Origin of the sequence: Veillonella intestinalis (genome assembly GCF_943192895.1) — a bacterium.
GTDB lineage: Bacteria > Bacillota > Negativicutes > Veillonellales > Veillonellaceae > Veillonella_A > Veillonella_A intestinalis.
This window is the reverse complement of sequence record NZ_CALPCB010000007.1, coordinates 71,950-92,862: the sequence shown is the minus strand read 5'-3', so window position 1 is coordinate 92,862 and position 20,913 is coordinate 71,950. Positions and strand designations below refer to the sequence as shown.

At 39.4% G+C, this 20,913-nt stretch carries 16 protein-coding genes; all 16 read left to right on the top strand.

Going from position 1 to position 20,913, the window contains the following annotated elements; all coding sequences use genetic code 11:
• The first annotated feature begins 2 nt into the window (after window positions 1-2).
• The 16 genes from NFR27_RS06965 (at window position 3) to NFR27_RS06890 (ending at window position 20,894) form a co-directional block, all read left to right on the top strand.
• Window positions 3-2,165, top strand: a complete 2,163-nt coding sequence (locus NFR27_RS06965; protein ID WP_251454835.1) for a hypothetical protein — start codon at window positions 3-5, stop codon at window positions 2,163-2,165.
• A gap of 8 nt (window positions 2,166-2,173) precedes the next feature.
• Window positions 2,174-6,847: a glucosaminidase domain-containing protein gene (locus tag NFR27_RS06960; RefSeq protein ID WP_251454832.1), complete on the top strand. Its 4,674-nt coding sequence runs from the start codon at window positions 2,174-2,176 to the stop codon at window positions 6,845-6,847.
• Window positions 6,795-9,143: a phage tail fiber domain-containing protein gene (locus tag NFR27_RS06955; protein WP_251454829.1), complete on the top strand. Its 2,349-nt coding sequence runs from the start codon at window positions 6,795-6,797 to the stop codon at window positions 9,141-9,143. Before NFR27_RS06960 ends, NFR27_RS06955 begins: the two co-directional genes overlap by 53 nt.
• A 26-nt stretch (window positions 9,144-9,169) precedes the next feature.
• A complete protein-coding gene (locus NFR27_RS06950; protein WP_251454813.1) occupies window positions 9,170-9,436 on the top strand; it encodes a hypothetical protein in 267 nt (88 codons plus the stop codon).
• Between the two features lie 48 nt (window positions 9,437-9,484).
• The gene (locus NFR27_RS06945) at window positions 9,485-9,943 is read left to right on the top strand and encodes a phage holin family protein (protein WP_251454810.1); all 459 of its coding nucleotides are present in this window, start codon (window positions 9,485-9,487) and stop codon (window positions 9,941-9,943) included.
• A complete protein-coding gene (locus NFR27_RS06940; RefSeq protein ID WP_251454807.1) occupies window positions 9,943-10,452 on the top strand; it encodes a peptidoglycan recognition protein family protein in 510 nt (169 codons plus the stop codon). Before NFR27_RS06945 ends, NFR27_RS06940 begins: the two co-directional genes overlap by 1 nt.
• Before the next feature lie 211 nt (window positions 10,453-10,663).
• Window positions 10,664-10,999, top strand: a complete 336-nt coding sequence (locus NFR27_RS06935) for a hypothetical protein (protein ID WP_251454804.1) — start codon at window positions 10,664-10,666, stop codon at window positions 10,997-10,999.
• 125 nt (window positions 11,000-11,124) lie between these two features.
• Window positions 11,125-11,379, top strand: a complete 255-nt coding sequence (locus tag NFR27_RS06930) for a hypothetical protein (RefSeq protein WP_251454802.1) — start codon at window positions 11,125-11,127, stop codon at window positions 11,377-11,379.
• Window positions 11,379-13,085, top strand: coding sequence for a phage terminase large subunit (gene terL, locus NFR27_RS06925; protein WP_251454800.1), 1,707 nt, complete (start codon window positions 11,379-11,381; stop codon window positions 13,083-13,085). The genes NFR27_RS06930 and terL overlap by 1 nt, the downstream gene beginning before the upstream one ends.
• A gap of 370 nt (window positions 13,086-13,455) precedes the next feature.
• On the top strand, window positions 13,456-14,772 hold the full coding sequence (locus NFR27_RS06920; protein ID WP_251454798.1) for a tyrosine-type recombinase/integrase: 1,317 nt from the start codon (window positions 13,456-13,458) through the stop codon (window positions 14,770-14,772).
• 42 nt (window positions 14,773-14,814) lie between these two features.
• Complete coding sequence (hemE, locus tag NFR27_RS06915) at window positions 14,815-15,843, top strand: uroporphyrinogen decarboxylase (protein ID WP_251443625.1); 1,029 nt, start codon at window positions 14,815-14,817, stop codon at window positions 15,841-15,843.
• Between the two features lie 10 nt (window positions 15,844-15,853).
• Window positions 15,854-16,777 carry a ferrochelatase gene (hemH, locus tag NFR27_RS06910; RefSeq protein ID WP_251454796.1) on the top strand — a complete coding sequence of 308 codons (924 nt, stop codon included), beginning with the start codon at window positions 15,854-15,856 and terminating at the stop codon, window positions 16,775-16,777.
• A complete protein-coding gene (hemG, locus tag NFR27_RS06905; protein WP_251443619.1) occupies window positions 16,774-18,147 on the top strand; it encodes a protoporphyrinogen oxidase in 1,374 nt (457 codons plus the stop codon). The genes hemH and hemG overlap by 4 nt, the downstream gene beginning before the upstream one ends.
• 46 nt (window positions 18,148-18,193) lie before the next feature.
• The gene (gene hemQ, locus NFR27_RS06900; protein ID WP_251443615.1) at window positions 18,194-18,985 is read left to right on the top strand and encodes a hydrogen peroxide-dependent heme synthase; all 792 of its coding nucleotides are present in this window, start codon (window positions 18,194-18,196) and stop codon (window positions 18,983-18,985) included.
• Window positions 18,986-19,062: 77 nt separating this feature from the next.
• Entirely contained in the window at window positions 19,063-20,175 is a 1,113-nt protein-coding gene (locus tag NFR27_RS06895; protein WP_251454794.1) for an AI-2E family transporter, read from the top strand.
• Between the two features lie 92 nt (window positions 20,176-20,267).
• Window positions 20,268-20,894 (top strand): PepSY domain-containing protein, encoded by a 627-nt coding sequence (locus tag NFR27_RS06890; RefSeq protein ID WP_251443610.1) that lies wholly within the window; start codon window positions 20,268-20,270, stop codon window positions 20,892-20,894.
• Window positions 20,895-20,913 lie beyond the last annotated feature (19 nt).

Sequence of the window (20,913 nt, the reverse complement as noted above, 5' to 3'; positions counted from 1 at the left end):
GTATGCCAAGTAAAGTAGCACAAGCAGTAGGCACAGCACAACAGTATATGCCTAACCAAAAAGTTGTCTATGAGAAACGCTTACTAGGTGTTCAGCAGAACTGGAACGTGACCGCTGAAAGAAACGACAGTGGGGCAAAAATAGGTCAAGCACTGGAAGCACTAGGTGTTTCACTAGGCAACAATGACTTAGAGAAAGAAAAGAGGGACTATGAGGTGGCACAAGCCGTTGCCCCTCAATTCTTTCACAAGTTATCCGATGAACAAAAACGAAGGCTCACCAATGCTGAAATTTTAGCGAATACTGGTGAGTACAAATTGATTGACAATAGGTATGCCATTGGTGTCTTAGACCAGTTACGAGGGGAACACTTGAACACAAGATGGAATCAAGAGTATCAAATATGGTCACAGAATCAACCACTGGCAGGAACATTAGAAGAAGAAAACCAAAGATACCATGACTACATGCAAGGAAAGTTTGAGGAATGGCAACAGGAAAACCCAAGTACCATTAATAACCAGTATGCGTTCTATAATGGCTACTTGAAGAATCAACCTCAAGATGTTGTAAATGTAGCCCAAAGTTATCTTGACAATAAAGAAGCACAGTATCAGCAGGATAGATATACTAGCCTTTTGTCTAAAGCTGATGATTTATTCCGTGGTCTTCAATATCGTAAAGACATCACAAATGAAGAACTACAGCCTATGCTAATGGAACTTATGAAAGAAGTAAACATTACTCAAGGTAAGAACCCTGAGACTGAATTTAAGTTAGTTAAGGCTATCATGGAGAAAGCTATTGAACATACTGGCGACCAACGCATTGTTGACTTCTTAGGTGAGTTTACAGACTATCGAGGAAGACCAATTAAGGAAACATTGAACCCTAAAGCATACGCTGATATGACTACCGCACAGTCTCAACGTATGCAAAATCAGCAAGCATTGTCAGACCAAAAGGAAGTAGAAGGTCAAACAACTTCTGTAGGTCTTAAACAATGGTATGAAAAGTTGATTAATTCAGATAACCCTGAAGACAAAGAGAAGGCAAGACGTGTTGCTCATATGATTGATCCACGGGTTAAGTACCTTGAAAGTAAAGAGGAAGCTGAACGAAAACGTAAGGCTAAAGAAACTAAACTCATGGGCAACCAAGAGCAACGTTTGAATACGGCTAACTTAATTCTTGATAGATACTTAAGGGAAGAAGTAACAGGTATACCTCAAACTGAAAAAGACCTTGAAGCAATGGGTCTTACAGTAGATGACCTTGCACAAGCCATGCAGGCACGTATAGACCAACTGGTTAGTGCGGGTGATGACGCTAACATTGCTAAAATCGCAAGACACCCACTGTTCTCTAAAGGTATGCAGGCTTACTTTAAGCAACACTTATCTATTGACTTAGTGAGAGGGGAACGAACCCCTGCTACAGACCAAGCACTTAAACTTGCAGGGTCTAACGGGAGTTACATCGAGCAAGCCGTAGGTAAAGAATTTGCTTCTGAAATTAGTGCATTGAAGACTCTTTCAGATGTATTTGGTGCTGACGAAGGAATGTTGAGGTATGCAGAAACACGAAAACGACTAGCTAATACTGAAGAACGTACAGCACTTTCTAATGAGTTACGTTACACAAGCGTTCCTGACTTCACAGTGTATGACGCATATTATGACGCAGGTACACCTTATAGTTTCAATAGAGATAGCATGCCGATTGACATGGTGGAAAAGGTAGACCAGTTGTCTTTAATATTCAGGGCTAGTGGAAGTAGCAATGAACAAGCCCGTGCACAGGCGATGGAAGCCGTGAAGCAACAATATGTAGCCGTGCATGGTATCTTTATACCTGCTACTGATTACAAACAAATTGTAAATGATACAAATGGTAACACTAATGTTGCCCTTGAGAAAGCTATTTCATATCATACTGGTAAATATGCCTATCCAAGTAAATGGTATTCTGATGGCTCACAAGTGTATCTAAGTGTTGACGAATATGGGACTATGAAGCGTATTCCTTTGAGTAAAATTTTAAATGATGTCACATGGTATGCACAAAATAGTACCAGTGACACTTCAGAAGAAGAAAGCCCACGTAATTTGAGTGACAGTGAACGATACATTGTTGAGAACCCTATGGGTTACTTAGGTGGCTAGAAAGGAGAGTGGAAGCAATAGAACAAAATGGCTTTATTGCAGAAGTAGGTAGGTTACTTCAATCAAAATACGGTAAGACTGAAAGATTTGCGAATTATGCAGTAGCCCAAATGAATCTTGAATCTACCTATGGTACTTCTAGGTTAGCTAGAGAGAATAATAACTTTGGTGGTTTAACCCAAACAGAACCTAATGGGGAAGAAAATAGACAAACTGATGGTGGTACTAATTATTATCGTGTCTTTGGTACACCTGAAGAATATACAGACGCTATTGTTAATGACTTCTTCAATCACTATCCTGCAATTTATGACGCACAGTCTATTGAAGAATACGCTACTATTCTCCATGATAATGGGTACTTTACAGCTCCTCTTGAGGACTACATAGCGGGTATGTATGGTGCGTCAAGTGAAGAATGGAAGAACACTAACTATTATGGTGGTGTAAACCCATTGTATGTAATGCAGAATGCCCCAGTGTCACCATATGGCGAAGATGGGTATTTAGACAGAAACAGTGATTGGCAGAATATCAGTAAGGGAAACGTTACAGAACTAGGTGGCGGACTATCTTCTTTTGCGGATAGCTTTTTAGACTCATGGTATAACAATGGTACAGTTAGTGTTGTTAGACGTGCCTTAGTAGCTGATAATAATACTGTTATGGGGACACCAAGAGAAGACCTATCAAATCTTGATGACTATACTTTAAAGCAAGCACTAGCTAATCTCGGTCTTTCTGAATCAGACTATCAGTCAAAAACTGGTAGACGCTATGAAACCTTTGAGAACATCAAATCAGAAGCATGGGACAGAAACCAATTACTGGCACTTGCAAAAATGAAAGGCGAAGACCTTGATAGGGAAGAACGTATTGAAAGACGTGGTACTACTGTAATGGGTATAACTGGTACAGTAGCAGGTACATTATTAGACCCCCTTAACTTTGTACCTTTAATAGGTCAAGAAGCATTGGCAGTTAAACTTGCAGGTAAAGCAGGGGGAGCATTAGCAAGTAAATTAGCAGGCTCACAGTTAGCACAATTAGCTGAAATTGGATTGACTAATGGTCTAATTAATGTGGGTGACCAATATATTGCTAATAAGACAGGATACTGGAATAACCAAAACTATGCTTTGTCTTTCCTATTAGGTACTGGTGCAGGGGCAGGTCTTTCTTTTATTCAACGTAGAATGCGTACACGAGGTAATCAACCGACACCCAAAGGTAAGTACGAACTTGAATTTGAGGACGAAGTAAACAATACCGCTAACAAAGCTATTGAGAATCTAACTGGTGTAAAACCAAAGAAACCACCAGTAACTGAAGTTAAGGACATACCACCATCTACTAAGGAAGCCCCAGTGGTTAAACCTTTATCAGGGCTTAAACCTCTTGATGATGACCTCTTAGGAGAAGTTATAGCAGTAGCGTCAAAGAAGACCGAACCAGTCCGTAAGGGTCTTGTAGACACCTTGAATGACCGCTATGGTCTAAAGATTAAAGGTGAAATCACTGGTGATACTCTATTGAAGTACCTGCATACTGAACCTGATGGTACGTATTTAAGACCAACTAAGTTAGTCAAACTAATGGACGCTTATGGTCTTAACACCATTGAGGACATGGCGAAACACGCAGTAGCTTACAATAAGCATGCTAAGACAGACGCAATTCAGGAATACTTTGAGGGAATCGTTGGTGGTAAGCTGACAGGCGCTCAATTTTTAGACGTTGCTAGACACATCAAATCAGGCGGTACTTTTAATGACCTTGAAATACACCTTAATGATGGCAGTGTGTTCCTTAATGGTGTTCATCATTCCCCTAATAGTCTTGTTACTAAAGCATTAAATGATGACCCTATTTTCGCTGACCCTGAAGATATTGCGAAAGCAATGGCAAAAGACGAGGAATTTCCTGATGTGTTCCGTAATGAGAAACAGGGTAGAGCTGAAAATAACAAAGGTAATATCCGCAAGCAGGAAACGATAGATGACGAACAGCAGTTGTCAGGGAATCGTATTGCAAAAGTATCAGGACGTAAATTAGAAACAAGTAGTTGGATTGGAAATCGATATGGTGTCTTTATTAATTCACCATCGAAGACAATGAACAAAATAGCAAGAACAATGGGGATTGACCCACGGTTACGGGCTAATAACAACCAAACTGTTCCACCAGTGTCTATGATTAAGCAAAACCTAATGAACAAGTATTCGAAACACCAAGTTGACCTTATGAATGCATTCAAAAAATGGTGTATTGATACTGGAAATATTAATGTTACTAATAATGTTCGTAGAAAATTCAATGAGGAAGTAAGTAGAGTTTATGACAGTTTGTACAACCCATATAACGTAGAAAACTATGTGTCTGATAGTCCAAGCATTAATCAAGCAGTCAAAGCGGTTAAAGCCTTTCGTGATTTAGACCTAAGACTTCATAAGTTAAATGGGACGCTTCCTAAAGACTTCCAAGGGGCAGGCGAGTTATGGCGAAGGATAGACTATGACAAGCAAGGTGTCTTACGTACAGTATTCAACAATGACGAAGAATTTTCTAGTTTTATGCGTACGGTTGCCAAAGAATCAATCCAATGGGAAGATATTACACCTGCATATCGTCAAGAGTACCTAATGAATCTTGATTTGTCTGATGTGGAAGCACAAGCGATTATGCGTAGTCGTGGTCTTGAATTTAAGATAGGTCAAGTCGTAGAGGGACACCCATACTCTTTCAACACTCTTGATGATATGAAGAACTTCATTAAGAATGACCTATTAGTCAATGATGATGAAGCCTTTCAGAATGTTGTAGCGGGTCATTGGGCGGAACAAGTAACAAGAAGACAAGATGACTTAATGAGTGATATTCATATAGGATCAGACAAGATGGGTTACTACCAGTCACGTATTCCTATGGACACCAACAAGTTATTTAAGTTACCTAATGGGCAAGTCTTCACGTTTAACGACAGTTTACGTAATCAAGACTTAGGGTCTATCATGGCGTATGTTGCTCATCGTTCCAGTGGTGCAATGGCGTTAAATCGTATAGGTATTTCTAACCCAGTGACAGACCTAAGAAAGATTTATGAACGTGTAGAGGGTGAACTAGCAGAAGCCGTACAGAACCGTACAATTTCCTCTACACAAATGACACGGGAACTAGAGGAACTCAAAGATGTATTCCACAATGTAAGCGGTGGTGTCTTGATATTCCCTGAAGCAGTTAGACCACAAGATGTCCCTGACATGTTCAAGAAGATTTTATTAACGGAATCTTATAGACAAAATGGTCTTAACTTTGGTGTCAATCAGGTGGCAGAAATGGTAGGTGGACTAAGTGTAGTAGGTTCACGAGCCTTAACTCACTATGTACCTGCATTGCATGACTTAATCCATAAGTTGAAATACTCTAAAGACTTCAGTGCTGAACAGTTACGCCACTTTAAAGACTATCACTTAGGACACCAATTAGCCGAATACATTTGGTTTAATCCACAACTTAAACGGAATGCATTTGGTACACAAGCAGAACAACAAGGTGTCATGATGAAAGCCTTAGGGGGAATTGAAAGTGTTGTTGACTTTGGAGCGAAGTTTACTTCCACAATTAACCAAATTACTAAGATGACACATTTGAGTGTATCAGGAATTAAAGCAGATATTCTTCCTGAAATGATGATGTGGGCTAGAGGGGAATACAATAGCTTCTTACGTAAGAAGCTTTTCAGTGATAGACACTTAGCTGAAGCAGGAATTACAGACCCATCAGCTTTCAAGAAGATACTTCAGGAACGCTTATTGAATCTAGGTGATGAAAAAGACGCCCTATCTAAAGCAATGACTAAGTGGCAAGACGAGGATATGACTAGCTACATGAAGTTAGAAACATTCTTAGACCTAAGTAGTCAACGTGCTATCCTACAGCCGTCACTTTGGAACAATGCAAGAAAGAAAACAGGGTGGGCAGGTCTTGTACAAGGTATCATGTGGCAGTTCAAGAACTTCTCACAAGTAGCCCTCAACAATCACTTAGGGCGTGTCTTAAACAATAACGAACGGGAAAACTTTACGTTACTTATGAGTACAGCATTGAGTAATGGTGCAGTGTGGGCTACATCGGTCTTCTTCAATTCTTATAAGTATTTTGGGGACAATGAAGAAAAACGACAGGCTTACCTTGATAAGACACTCACACCTGAAAGACTAATAGCTACTGGTCTTATGAGAAGTAGTGTCTTAAGTGGTCTATCTTTCGCCAACGATGGCTATGAGATGTTCGCAGGTGGTACATCAAATCGTACTACTGTAGACCGTATGCCTGAAAGTGATAACCCATATTACAACATTATTACCCAGTTTCCTGCCGTTCAGAGTGCGTACAGAGCCTTCAATGGTATCACAAGTGTACCTGAAGCTATGGCTAACCTAATGTCAAACAAGGAAGCTGACTATGATCCACTAATGCGTTTATTCCCTATTGATAGATACTTACCAGTTAAGGGTATTTTGTCTATCACAGCCGACCAAGCTGAACTTGAAAGGGAACGTAGGAAAGAAATTCATAAGAAGCGTGAAGATAGAAATAAGAAGAAGATAGAACAAAGAAAGGAACGAGATGGCAGACAACAGAACGTACAGAACGAAAGTATACTTGACTTGCTCAAATAGTCAGAAGAACTATAATTTTGCCTTTGACTACATCAATAGTAGATACGTTAAGGCTACTATTAATAACACTCAAGTTCTTCAATGGGGTACTGATTACACAGTAAAAGGTCATACCCTAACATTAGTTAACAATCCACCTCAAGGGGCGTTACTATTAATCTATCGTGCTACCCCTACTGATAGAACTGTAGAATGGTACGACAGTAGTATTTTAAGGGCTAAGGATATGAACCTTTTTAATACTCAAATTCTACACATTAACGAAGAAAGTCAAGATGAATTACTAGATAGCGGTATTCGTGAAGACAAATTAGATATGAAGTGGGACGCTAGACGAAAACAGATTAAGAATGTTGCTGACCCTACTGAAAGTAGCCATGCAGTTAATCTAGGGTGGCTTTCTAAGACACAGGAATCGTATTTAAATGCTTCTCAAGCTAAAGTCGATGTAGCAACTAATCAAGCTAACATTGCAACAGCTAAAGCGAATACCGCTACAGAAAAAGCGGAAGTAGCTACACAGCAGGCTCAAAGTGCTACCAGTAGTGCTACTCTTGCAAGTCAAATGGCTAACCAAACGAGTGATGACAGACAAACCATTGCTAACCATTTAAAGACCATTGAATCTATTCATGAACATATTGAACTTGACCGTGACGAAACTAGTGAACTCTACAATAAAACTAAAGCATTACACAGCACTGTACTTTCAAAAAGTGAAGTAGTAAACACCCAGTGGAGTACAGTTGTGTCTACAGCAAAAGAAGTTGAAGCTAATAAAGATACAGCAGTAGCCAGTGCAAATACGGCAATAGATAGTGCTAATACAGCAGTATCAAATGCTAACACAGCAGTGGCAAGTGCGAATAGTGCAAGGGGTTACAGTACGAGTGCGGAGAATAGTGCTAAGAGTGCTTTATCCAGTGCTTATAATGCACAGTCCAGTGCGACCAATGCTCAATCACAAGCTAACCGTGCTAACAATTATGCAACTACCGCAGTGTCCAGTGCAACCACAGCAGTAGACAGTGCTAACATTGCAACTCAAAAAGCTACTGAAAGTGAATCAAGTGCGACACTTTCCAAGTATTATGCAGAACAAGCTAAGGAAGCCAGTGGTGGTGACTTCATTACTAATACAACTTTTAATGAAGCATTAGAAGAAATGGGAAACGCATTGACTACCGCTATCAACTCACATGATACTGATGTCAATGCCCATGGTGGTCTGTTAGCTAACATTAATAAAGAACTAGGTAATAAAGTAGACACTACTTATTTCTCCAATGTGTTGAATGATATGGAAGCTTTGATTGGTAGTAAAGCTAGTCAAGAGGAGTTCAATTCGTGGGGAGAAGGTGTAGCAACTATCCTTGAAACAAAGGCTGATAAAGATACTGTTAAGGTACTCCAAAATGAATTAGAGGGCTTTACTACTTCTACCTCATATGAATTAGAAAAAACTAAGTCTGAGTTAGATACTAAAATGCCCATAAATGGTGGTACTTTTACAAGCAACCCTATCATAAAAAGTGGTGACTTTAGCGGAGTAATCCTTGAGAATACAACAGGAAATAAGTTGATATTGGAAGGTAAACCTGATAATAGAGATATTATCGCTTCATTATTTCTGTATGATACCATTGAAAAGAAAGGGAAATACTATTTTAACTTTCCTAAACAAGGCGGGACAGTTGCTACATTAGATGACGTATTATTGAAAACAGGCGGTACGATAACAGGCAACTTAACTATTAGTACAGGTAACTTCAGTAGTATTCAGCTAGTTAATCCACAAGGTTATAAATTATTTTTAGAAAATGCACCTAATGATAGGGACAGATTAGGTTCTTTGATTAGTCAATCAGATAAAGGCGTTAATGTATACCAATTAAATATACCTAAAGAATCAGGTGTAATAGCAACACAAGATTACGTTCAACAAGTAGCAGTTAAAAATCGACGATGTGTAACTAATACTGGTACAAGTGGTAGTACATGGTGGCGTGAATGGTCTGATGGTTGGCTTGAAATGGGGGGGACAGTAGATGTTATGAAAGAAAAAGCCCCAAGTATAAGTGTTGTAACATACCACAATACAACTGTAACGTACCCTAAAGCTTTTAGAAGCGTTCCTACTACTACATTTTCTTTAAGAAGTAACTTTAGCAATATTAGGCTACCACACTTTTATGAATATGATAAAACAAAGTTTTCTGTAGATACATCCAATATTGGAACTCGAGCTGATTATTATGTAGGTGTGACATGGAGAGCACAGGGGTGGAAAGCATGATAGGAACAAAGATATACAAAGACAACATGGATAAGTACACGGAAGTTGCTTTGTGGTGTAACGAAAACCAAGCAACTATAAAAGAACATGAAGCTTATTATGAAGTAGTACCAGTTACTCAAGAAGTCGTACCAATAGACAAAGAAGCTGAACTACTACATAAACTTGAAACAATTAAGAACGCTTACATGGGGGCAGTACTCATGGGGTCTGACACAGAAAAACTAGCGACTGAATACAAAGACACAGTAGCTAATCTTACAAAGGTACAAGAAGAAAACAGAAAGGAGTAAGTATTGGAAATTAGTATTCCGTATAAAGCACTCTACAATGCAATCAGCATGACACTCTTAATTGCTATTCTTGTATTTACCGATGTGCTTACTAAATGGTTTGTCATTGTTGACAAATACAATAGAGAACACAATTTAGAATGTAGTTTCGTTAATACCTTTCGTGGTCTATTCTTTAGAGCATGGCAAGATGGCTACCTTGAAAGCCGTAAATTCAGGGAAGAAATAGGAAAGAAATCAAAAGCATATGGAACAGCAGTGGTTATTGCCATTGCAGTCTATTTGTTTCCTGATTTTAAAATCAATGGAATATTAGCCGATGAAGCACTCAGTTTTATCATCTACTTAACAGTAGTGGTAGCTGAGTGCTTTTCTATTGTAGAAAACCTAAAAGAGATGGGAGTTAAAGAAGCAAGTTTTGTACGTGACGGTCTATTGGCAGTCTTACGTAAATTTGGTGTGAACCCATCTCAAGATAGTGTAGAAAGGAAAGATGACAACAAGTAATGAGACAAATTGATTTTTACGAACTAAGTGATTATACAAGAGAAGCCGTTTATCAAATCAATAATATTTACCTGCACTGGACAGCAGGACGATACGACCAAGCCTTTGGTGCTTATCACATCAATATTGATGACGTAGGTAATCTTTGGACTGACATGGACAGTCTATTAGACTACAAATCTCACACATGGCGTAGAAACAGTAACAGTATTGGTATAGCCCTTGATTGTGCATTAGGGTCTTCTATTGATACTAATGGTAACGTAAGACATCAAGGGTTTCCCCCAACAGACGCCCAGTTAGACATGATGTCTAAAGTTGTGGCAAAACTATGTATTGAACTAGGAGTTCCTATTTCAAGTTATCGTGTAATGACCCATGCAGAAGTCGCTGATATTGACGGGTATGGTATCTATGGTGATGACCCTGATATGCGATGGGACTTGTATGGTCTAGGTGATAGTATTCGTGCAAGAGCCATGGAGTACGCTCATGAGTGGGGACTTTAAAAAGATTGTCTACTTAATTATTGGTATTCTTCTTATTTCACTAATAGGGTCTATCTTGTGGGGTTATCTTTCAAATGCTCCACAAGAGCCACCCAAACAAATACAACAGGAAATCAAGAAAGACCAAGTTAAAGTAGACAACAAGACAACCACCAAGACTACTTACCAGTATGTTCCAAAGACTTCACCAGTAGACGCAGATGTAGAAGTTGTGTCTGAACCTAAGCCTATCGTTGTGTCTATCAATGGGACTAAGCACGAAGTACCCACTGATACCGTTAAAGAAACACACAAGTTAGACAATGGAAAACTGGTAGTTACTGAAGAACGACAAGTAGAACTCAAATTGACCGTACCTGAACAGCCAAAGTTTAAAAAAGGTGTCTACATTGAGAATGATCTGACAAGAGGTACACAGGATATTACCGTAGGTGTACGTGCGAGTTATCAGACACGAGAATTTGATGTAGACCTAAAGGCTGAACTATGGACAAAGAAAAATGACAAAGATAAACGAATTGAAGCCACAGTTACAAAGTGGTTCTAACTATTACATCTAAAATAAGCGCGCTAGAAGAGCCGTAGAGAGCGTTTGTGATACTTCTAAGGATTTAATACCTGAATAGTAGTGCAGGCGCTCATATGGCGTTCTACAGGCATAGAAAGGAAGATATGAAAGATAATAAACCTAAAGTTTTTGATAGACGGGCTGAAATAGACACAATAGCAGAACTCGAGGTAATGGCACTTAAAGAGGGACTAGAAGACCCTGAACTTAGAAAAAATCCTGCATTCCTTGAGAAAGTCAGACGGTTTATGAAAGACCATAGACTTGAAACGACTTCTAACCTTACAACTATTGTCACTCAAGCAGTCAACGCTACACCTAAAGAAATTCCTATTTTTGATGATGAGGATATAGACTAATGGCAAGTACGCAGTGGACAAAAGAACAGGTTCAAAAAGCTAAGGAAGACTTTCGTGTCTTTCTATTTATGGTATGGGAAGCCATTGGTCTACCTGAACCTACTGAACTACAGTATGACATTGCACACACCCTACAGAACTTACCGAATGACCGATTTATCATTGAAGGGTTTCGTGGGGTAGCTAAGTCATTTATCAGTTGTGCTTTTTGTGTGTGGTCTTTGTGGCGTGACCCACAGTTAAAGATTGAAATTGTTTCTGCTAGTAAAGACCGTGCAGACGCCAATGCAGTATTCATTAGGAGTATCATTCGTACTCTTGACTTCCTTGAACACCTGCTACCAAGACGAGGACAACGTGACACACAGAACCAATTTGATGTTGGCGAAGCAGTTCCTGACATTTCCCCATCAGTTAAATCAGTGGGTATCACAGGACAAATCACTGGTAGTCGTGCAGATATTCTATTGGCAGATGACGTTGAAATTCCTAACAACAGTGGTACACAAGTTCAAAGGGATAAACTAGGCGAAGCCGTAAAAGAGTTTGACGCTATTATCAAACCTGATGGCTTCATTATTTATTTGGGTACACCTCAAAATGAAATGAGTTTGTACAATGAGTTACTTAATCGTGGCTATCAGGCACGCATATGGACAGTTATGTATCCTGAAACACAAAGCGAAAGGGACTTCTATGGTGACCGTTTAGCTAAAGTAATTGCTGACCGTTACGATAGTGACCCTGAACTATGGTCTGGAAAACCAACAGACCCAAAACGTTTCAATGAGGAAGAAATATATAAACGTAGGTTGTCTTATGGTAAAGCAGGGTTCGCCTTACAGTTTATGCTTAATACTAATTTAAGTGATGTTGAGAAATACCCATTGAAGGTTTCAGACCTAATTGTGTCTAGCCTTGACCCTAATGAAGCCAGTATCACCTACAGTTGGTCTAATGAACGAATGCACAGGCTTGCTGATGTGCCTTGTGTTGGTCTTAAAGGTGACTATTACCACGAACCTAACAGTCGCAGTACAGACACCTTACCATACAGTGGGACAGTCATGGCGATTGATCCCAGTGGTAGAGGTAAGGACGAAACCGCTTATGCAGTCATTAAGTATCTCAATGGTTACTTGTTCCTCATGGAAGTTGGTGGGTATCGTGATGGGTACGCTGATAGTGTCTTACAGCAGTTAGCTAACAAAGCAAAATATCACGGTGTCAATGAGATAGTCATTGAGGGTAACTTTGGTGATGGTATGTTTACCAAATTGTTTACACCAGTGGTTATTCGTACACACCCTTGTACTATCAGTGAGGTTAAAAACTATGCACAAAAGGAAGCACGTATTATTGACACTCTTGAACCAGTAATGATGAGACACAAACTCATAGTGAACACTCAAGTTATCCATGATGACTTTTCAGTGTATGAGATGAACCAACAGTATTCATTGTTCTACCAAATGACACGTTTAAGTAGAGATAGGGGTAGCCTTGCTCATGATGATAGACTTGACGCAGTTACAATGGCAGTCAAATATTGGATTGAACAAATGGATAGGGACGAGCAGTTTGGTAGAGATGAAATCATTGAACAGCAACTGGAACAGTGGTTAGACCCTGATAGAGGTGTTATGTGGAAAGAAGATAAAGAAGCTGACACTAGGGGCAGATTTAACTTTTTAAAGAAATTCTAGTGGCAGTGGACGAATTAACTAATTATGTTTTTGATTAATGTAATTGGAACACTATATACACTTTTAATTGGCACACTAATTGGAGAAAGGGAAAATAAAAGAAAGCAAAAGGTATATACATATAGAATACCTATAGATTCTAGTGGAATGTCCTTTAGCTTACTAAAGTATCTCCACCCTTTTACCACTGGTGAGAAGTCCTTTAGTGTACTAAAGGGGAACCCACTATGTTCATATAGGGGTTTCCATGCGTCACCCTAAAGACAAACCCCACCAGTTAAATAAATATCGGTTCTCCTGAAGACCCTTGCAAAACTCTTACAAGAGTAATGTAGGGGTCTTTTTTTTTTTATTTAAAAGGAAGTGCTACATGCTAACAGTAAGAAATATTGCAAGTGACCTTAACGTTACCGAAGCGACAATAAGAAAAAAACTAAAACAAATGGAAGACGTTGAGAGAGATGAAAGGGGACACTTTATATTAACTGAAGAAATATATAGTAAATTCCTTTACAAATTTTATCCTAAACGATATGCTATAAGTAGTCGTTGTTCAGTGGTAGTCCATGAGAAAGGACACCATATGATAAGCACAGGAAAAATTAATAAAATCACTAAGCCTAATGGTAAGACCTATTATTATCTTTCACAGTTTCCGATAGGTTACGATGACAATGGAAAGGAAATATATAGGAAATCAACTGGTCTACCCACAAGGGAAGCCTGTCAAGAACTTAGGAAACAGTGGATAGCTGAACGGGGTGACATAGCGAAGACCAAAAGGGAACTTGACGAATATCATGATAGCTTCTATTGGTACTGTAGAAACCTCTACAAAACCAATAAGAACTTAACAGATTCATCAAGACTTCAATACGTTACCGCTATAGACAAACACTTAAAAGACTTCTTTAAAAAAGTACCAGTGTCTAAGATAAACCCTAAGTGTCTCAATGAATTTACTAGAGGACACCTACACAGCAACGTACAGACCGTCAAGGCAATTATCACAAGAGCATTAAAAACACTGTACACCAGTGAAGTCCTTGAGAAAGACCTAAGACCATTTGTAGAATATCCTAAGCAAAACCACTTAGACAAACGTGTACCACTTTCAAAATCTCAACTACATGATGTCTTTGACTACTTTGTATCTCATAGATTAGAGTTATGTATACACTTATTATTCAAGTCAGGGGTACGTGCGGGTGAAGCATTGGCACTCCAATGGACAGACATAGAACTACTAGATGACAACTTAGTAATTATTGATGTGTCTAAAGCCATAGGGTACACTGATGTAGGGTACACCGTGAAAGACCCTAAGAATGTCTACAGTAAGCGTCAAGTGTATGTGTATGACGAGTACCTATGGAAACTTTTGGAAGAAGCAATGAAGACTGCTAAGACAAAGTGGGTTATAGTGAACAAGTGGAATATCTCACATGTTAACTATGAGGTACTTAGACGAGAACTAAGAGAAGCAGGGGAAGCTATTGGACTACCTCACAGGTTAACTCCACACATCGCAAGGCATACTTATATATCCATGTGTCTTCACAATGGTATCAAACCTGAATATATAGCACCTCAAGTAGGTCATGCAGATACCAAAATGATATATAGTGTGTACGGAAAAGCAACTGAAGATAGAAAATCTATATATAAATCAATGTCAAACTTTTAGGTCAAACTAACTGGTTGACACTAGATAACTAAAGGACTAACTATGAATATGACATATTTAAAAACAATCCACGGGGAAGAAACAACTCATTGCCCTGTATGGTTTATGCGACAAGCTGGTCGCAGTCAAGCTGAATATCGCCGTATTAAGGAAAAATACTCCTTGTTCGAGATTACCCAACAACCGGAATTATGTGCTTATATTACACGCTTACCGGTAGAAGAATATGATGTAGATGCCGCTATTTTATACAAAGATATTATGACTCCATTGGTGCCTATTGGAGTTGATGTAGAATTAAAAGCTGGCATTGGTCCTGTAATTGGCAACCCGATTCGTACTGCTGAAGATATTGAAGCTTTGCAGGAATTAAATGTGGCAGCTTCATTGCCGCATGTAGTAGAAACAATTCGCATTTTGACACAAGAGCAATTAGAAGTGCCACTTATTGGATTTGGTGGCGCTCCCTTTACGTTAGCCAGTTATATGCTAGAAGGTGGTCCTTCTAAAACGTATCAAAAAACACGACAAATGTTAGTGGCTCGTCCTGATTTATGGGATGCGTTGATGGCTAAATTAACGGCCATGAGTATTGTTTATTTAGGGGCACAGATTGAAGCAGGTGCGAGTGCTGTACAAATTTTTGATTCTTGGGTTGGCGCTGTAAGTGCTAGTGAATATGCCACTCGAATTTATCCATTTATGGAAGAGTTGATTGCCTCATTAAAAGCTAAATATCCGACAACGCCGATTACTATGTTTGGGGTAGGTACATATCATTTATTACCTCAATGGCGAACATTGCCTGTCGACGTAATTGGTCTTGATTGGCGTTGTTCCATTGAAGAAGCGCAGGCTATGGGTATTACACAGGCTGTACAAGGTAATCTAGATCCGGCCTATTTATTTGCTGATTGGCCGATTATTCAGCGTGAAATTGATTGCATTTTAGCAGCTGGTAAGGCTCATGGTAAGCACATTTTCAATCTAGGCCATGGGGTGGTACCAGAAGCGAATCCGGAAGTGCTCAAACGGATTGTAACGTATGTGCATGAAGTATCGAGTTGCTAACGGGGGCGAGATGAAACAAAAGATAGGTTTATTAGTGATGGCGTATGGTACGCCCGAAACAGAAGCGGATTTAATGCCGTATTATACAAGTATTCGTCGAGGTTATGCCCCGACGGAGGCTGAGGTAGCCGTTTTAAAAAGCCGTTATGAGGCTATTGGAGGCTTGTCACCATTAGCAGCTATTACAAAGGGACAAGCGGAGTTATTAGCAAAACAGCTCAATGAAACAAGTGAAACTGTAGAGTACGAATTATTTATTGGTCATAAGCATATGGCACCATTTATTGAAGATGCTGTATCTGCTATGGGTGAGGCTGGTTTGACGGAGGCAGTTGCCATTGTTATGGCTCCGTATTTCTCCATGTTTGCTACAGCTTCATATTTTGAACGGGCTAAACGTCGAGCAGCTCGCTATGGTCTATCTATTGGTGAGGTAACGGCTTGGAATGAGGAGCCCGAATTCTTAGTGTACTGGAGCAAGGCTTTAGCTCAGACATTGGCTAAGGTGAAGGCGCAGCATGTGGCGGTTATTTTTACAGCGCATAGCTTGCCTTATCATGTAATTCATATGGGGGATACATATCCTCAAATGGTAGAGGCTACGGCTCAACGTATTGCTGAACAAGTGGGGCTTACGAAGTATGAGATGGCTTGGCAAAGTGCAGGTGTGCGTGGTGACTGGTTAACGCCTGATGTAATGGAAGTGACACGAAAAGTAGCACAAGAAGCTGACGCTATTGTGTATGTGCCTATAGGTTTTGTATGTGATCATTTAGAGATACTCTATGATAATGATATAGCGTGTAAGGCGCTTTGTGATGAATTAAATGTGTCCTATTGGCGTGTGTCCATGCCAAATACAGATGAAACCTTTGTAAAGGCTATGGCACAGGCAGTGCGACATTTACCGATAAAAGACGAGGTGAAAGAATGAGTCGAGTAGCTGTGATTGGTGGCGGTTTGACAGGGCTAAGTGCAGCCTATTATTTAAGTCAAGCCAAACCAGACTGGCAAATTGATGTATTTGAAGAAGATAACCGCTTTGGTGGTAAAATAAAGACAAAACGTGTAGACGGTTATGTTGTAGAAGTAGGGCCTGACTCCTATTTAGCGCGTAAGCAAGCGATGACTGACTTAATTAATGAATTAGGTCTAGGTGATACGATTGTAACAAATGCGACTGGTCAGGCATTTATTTATGACCGTGGCGCTATGTATCCTTTGCCTGGTGGTGCTATTGTGGGCATTCCTACAGAATTTGTACCCTTTGCTAAGTCGACCTTGTTATCCTGGCCTGGTAAAATTCGGGCTATGCAAGACTTTTTCAAAAGCCCATACCCTACGGATGGGGATGTGTCCATTGGTGATTTTTTCAAATACCATTTGGGCCAAGAGATGATGGATAAATTGATAGAGCCTCTGTTATCAGGTATTTATGGGGGCGATATTTATGAACTTAGCCTAGATGCTACTTTTCCAGAGTTTCATAGCTTAGAGCGAAAACATGGGAATATGGTTAAAGGTATGCTGGCTGCGCGTAAGCAACGGGCGAATAGTCATATTAAACCGAGTGGTCAATTCCGTCAACTCACAGGAGGCTTAGAATCTATTATTGATGCCTTAGTTGGGCAAATGCCAGCTAATGTTACGCTTCATAAGAGTACGCCTGTGACATCCATTGAAAAGGTATCCCAAGGTTACGTGCTTGGTGGTACGGTTAAAAGTCCATACAATGATGTTATCATTACTACGCCACCACAGAGTTATAAAGCGTGGTTTGCTGAAGATAAACATTTTGAACAGTTAATGAATATGGACTTATCATCTTGTGCAATTGCCGTGATGGGCTTTGATCGTGCTAGCTTTGATGCTCCGCTAGATGGCACGGGCTTTGTAATTACGCGTAAGAGTGAAACGCCGTTAACGGCTTGTACATATATTACCGCTAAATGGCCACAGACAACGCCACAAGATAAAGTTGTATTGCGGGTATTTATGGGTAAGCCTGGTGATGATACAGTACAACGTCTTGATGAGGAGGCTCTTAAAGAATTAGCTATCCGTGAAATCCAGCGTATTATGAAATTTAAAGCAACGCCGATTTGGGTGGAATTAACACGACTTAATAAAAGTATGCCACAATATAAGGTGGGACATCGTGAATTGGTAGGGCGTTTAAAAGATTATGCGGCTAAAGCCTATCCAGGGTTACATATGATTGGTACTCCTTTTGATGGAGTGGGCATGCCTGATGGCGTGCGTCAAGCTCAGGAATTAGTACAGCATATGGTTAATGAACGTTAATTTGTAATAAAATATAAAAATAGATATGTTTAAGGAGGAATTTATAATGAGTGAACAACATATGGGCCATCCAGGTCACGTTGGACATAGTGATGCTGCAAGTGTTGATGAAAAAGCGGTTCTTACTTATGAAGGCTGGTTTAGTATTCATGCAACATATAAAATTAATTTTGAAAAATGGCAGTCCTGGGATACTGAACGCCAGATAAAAGCTTTAGCACAGTTTAAAGCCTTTATTGCAGAGTTAGAAGCAGAACATCAAGCGGAAACATCAAGTTATGCTTTATATAATGTAGCCGGTGGTAAAGGGGACATTATGATTTGGTTCTTACAGCCAACTTTAGAAGCTGTAACAGCCAAAGAAATCGCCCTTCGTAAATTGGCAATTGGTGCTGTGTTAGAGCCAACCGCTTCCTTTGTGTCGGTTATTGAAGTAAGCAATTATATGAGAACGGATATTAATCATCCAAAAGTGCAGGCTCGTTTATATCCACATATTCCTCGCTTACAATATATGTGCTTCTATCCTATGAGTAAACGACGTAATTTAGAGGATAACTGGTATATGACTGATCGTGCTGAACGTGGTCGTATGATGCGTTCCCATGGCCAAATTGGTAAGAAGTACGAAGAAACGATTAAAGAATTTACAACGGGGGCTTGCGGTCTTGACGATTGGGAATGGGGTATTACCCTTATGTCTGATGATGCAGTACAGTTTAAGAAAATTGTTAATGAAATGCGTTTTGATGAAGTAAGTGCTCGTTTTGGTTTGTTTGGTCCATTTACAGTAGGGACTATATTAGATGAAGCGGGTTTAGACGCACTATTTGCATAATTCAATGCTAGTTATGTTTACTGATATGAAGTCGAGTGTTTAACAATACAATATAATAAGTGTAAGGAAAGAGGCGTATGAATTTTTTTAAAGAGTATAAGTCGATTATAGGCTTAATTATACTTAGTGGTTTAGTTTTATTATTTACAATCAAATTTGACTCTGTATTGGAATCCTTCCGTATGGCGATGAATGCGATTATGCCGCTTATCTGGGGAGTTCTAATTGCGTTTATCTTAAATATTATTGTAAAACGATTTGAGCGTATTTATTTCCCTACGAAAGTGAGTGGTTGGCAACATGCCACAAGACGGCCGGTATGCGTAGTTTTAGCCATTTTAGCAGTATTGTTAGCTATTTTCCTCGTAGGTCGTATGGCGATTCCACAGCTAGTTCATTCGTTAGGGATTATCGTACAGGCTTTGCCAGATTTGTATAAAGAATCGTCTAAATGGGTAAATCAGTTTATTAATAATACACCATATTTATCAACGGCTGATGTGATGAATTCCATTTCAACCGAGAATATTGTAGAACAATTGCGACAAATTGGGGCTGATAGTGGACGATATATTGTGCAGACTATGAGCGATGCCTTTGAAATGGTGTTTAACTTAGTCATTGGTCTTATTTTTGCAATTTATGTATTGTTGGATAAAGAAGCCTTACGCCGTCAGTTTGGACGATTAGCGCGCGCTTATGGTAAAGAAAAACATATACGTGGGGTTGTTCATGTATGGCGTGTAGCTAGCCAAGTATTTAGTAGCTTCTTTGTAGGACAATTTCTAGATGCGGTTATTCTTGGTGTCATGGTGGGGATTGGCTTATGGTGTCTTTCCGTACCATATGCTATGACCATTGGCTGCGTTATTGGTTTAACCGCATTAGTACCTTTATTAGGTGCTTATATAGGCGGATTTATGGGACTCGTTATGCTGTTATCCGTAAGTATGATGGATGCATTAATCTTTATTATTGTTCTTGTGGTTATGCAACAAATTGAAGGTAATGTTATTTATCCCCGTTTGGTTGGTGGTTCTGTAGGGCTTCCAGGTATTTGGGTATTTGCAGCGATTACAATTGGTGGCACTTTATATGGTGTACCAGGTATTTTATTAAGTGTGCCATTGGCAGCAACTATTTACAAATTGCTTAAAGAAGATGTAGATAAACGTTTGGAAGAGGCATAAAATTTAAACTTAGATTCAAAATTGAGTTTTCATAAGTCTCTATGGTATACTTAAAGAATAACAACGTATACATATGTCCAGGAGGTTAGTATATGAAAAAGAAATCTTTCGCTAGCGTGCTAGCTTGCGCATTTGCTGTAGGCATAGCGTCTATAGCAGTACCACAACCAGTGGCAGCGGCGGATATGAATCCTACAATAATTGTTGAAGGTCCGAATCAGTCTATGATTTTGACAATGCGCCAAGTGGCAGGAATCTTTCTAGCAAAATATCCAAATTCGGCAGTTCATTCTATTGCTTTGAAACCAGATCGTGGCCGTTTTGCTTATGAAGTAACTGGCTATACATTAAAAAATACGTATAAAATTTCCGTAGATGTTATTACTTCTAAAATATTAAAAGAAGAAGTTGATGGCAAAGAAAAAGATATTCCAAATAAAGTATTCAATCCATTGAACGTGATTGAACCTAAGAAAGCTGAAGCCGTAGCTGTTGCTAATATTGGTGGCGATGCGCTTAGCAAAGGTTGGAAACTTGAAGCTGAAGAAGGCAATGTTAAATATGAAGTGACAATTTATCATACAGATGATAAATTAGGCCTTGTCCAGCAAGATGTATTGATTAATGCATCCACTGGTGATGTTATTACGAAAACATTACCTAAAAAAGTTGAAATTCCTGATGAAGATGATGACGGCTTTGTGCTTTGGGGCGATTAATTAGGAATTAATTGCTAAT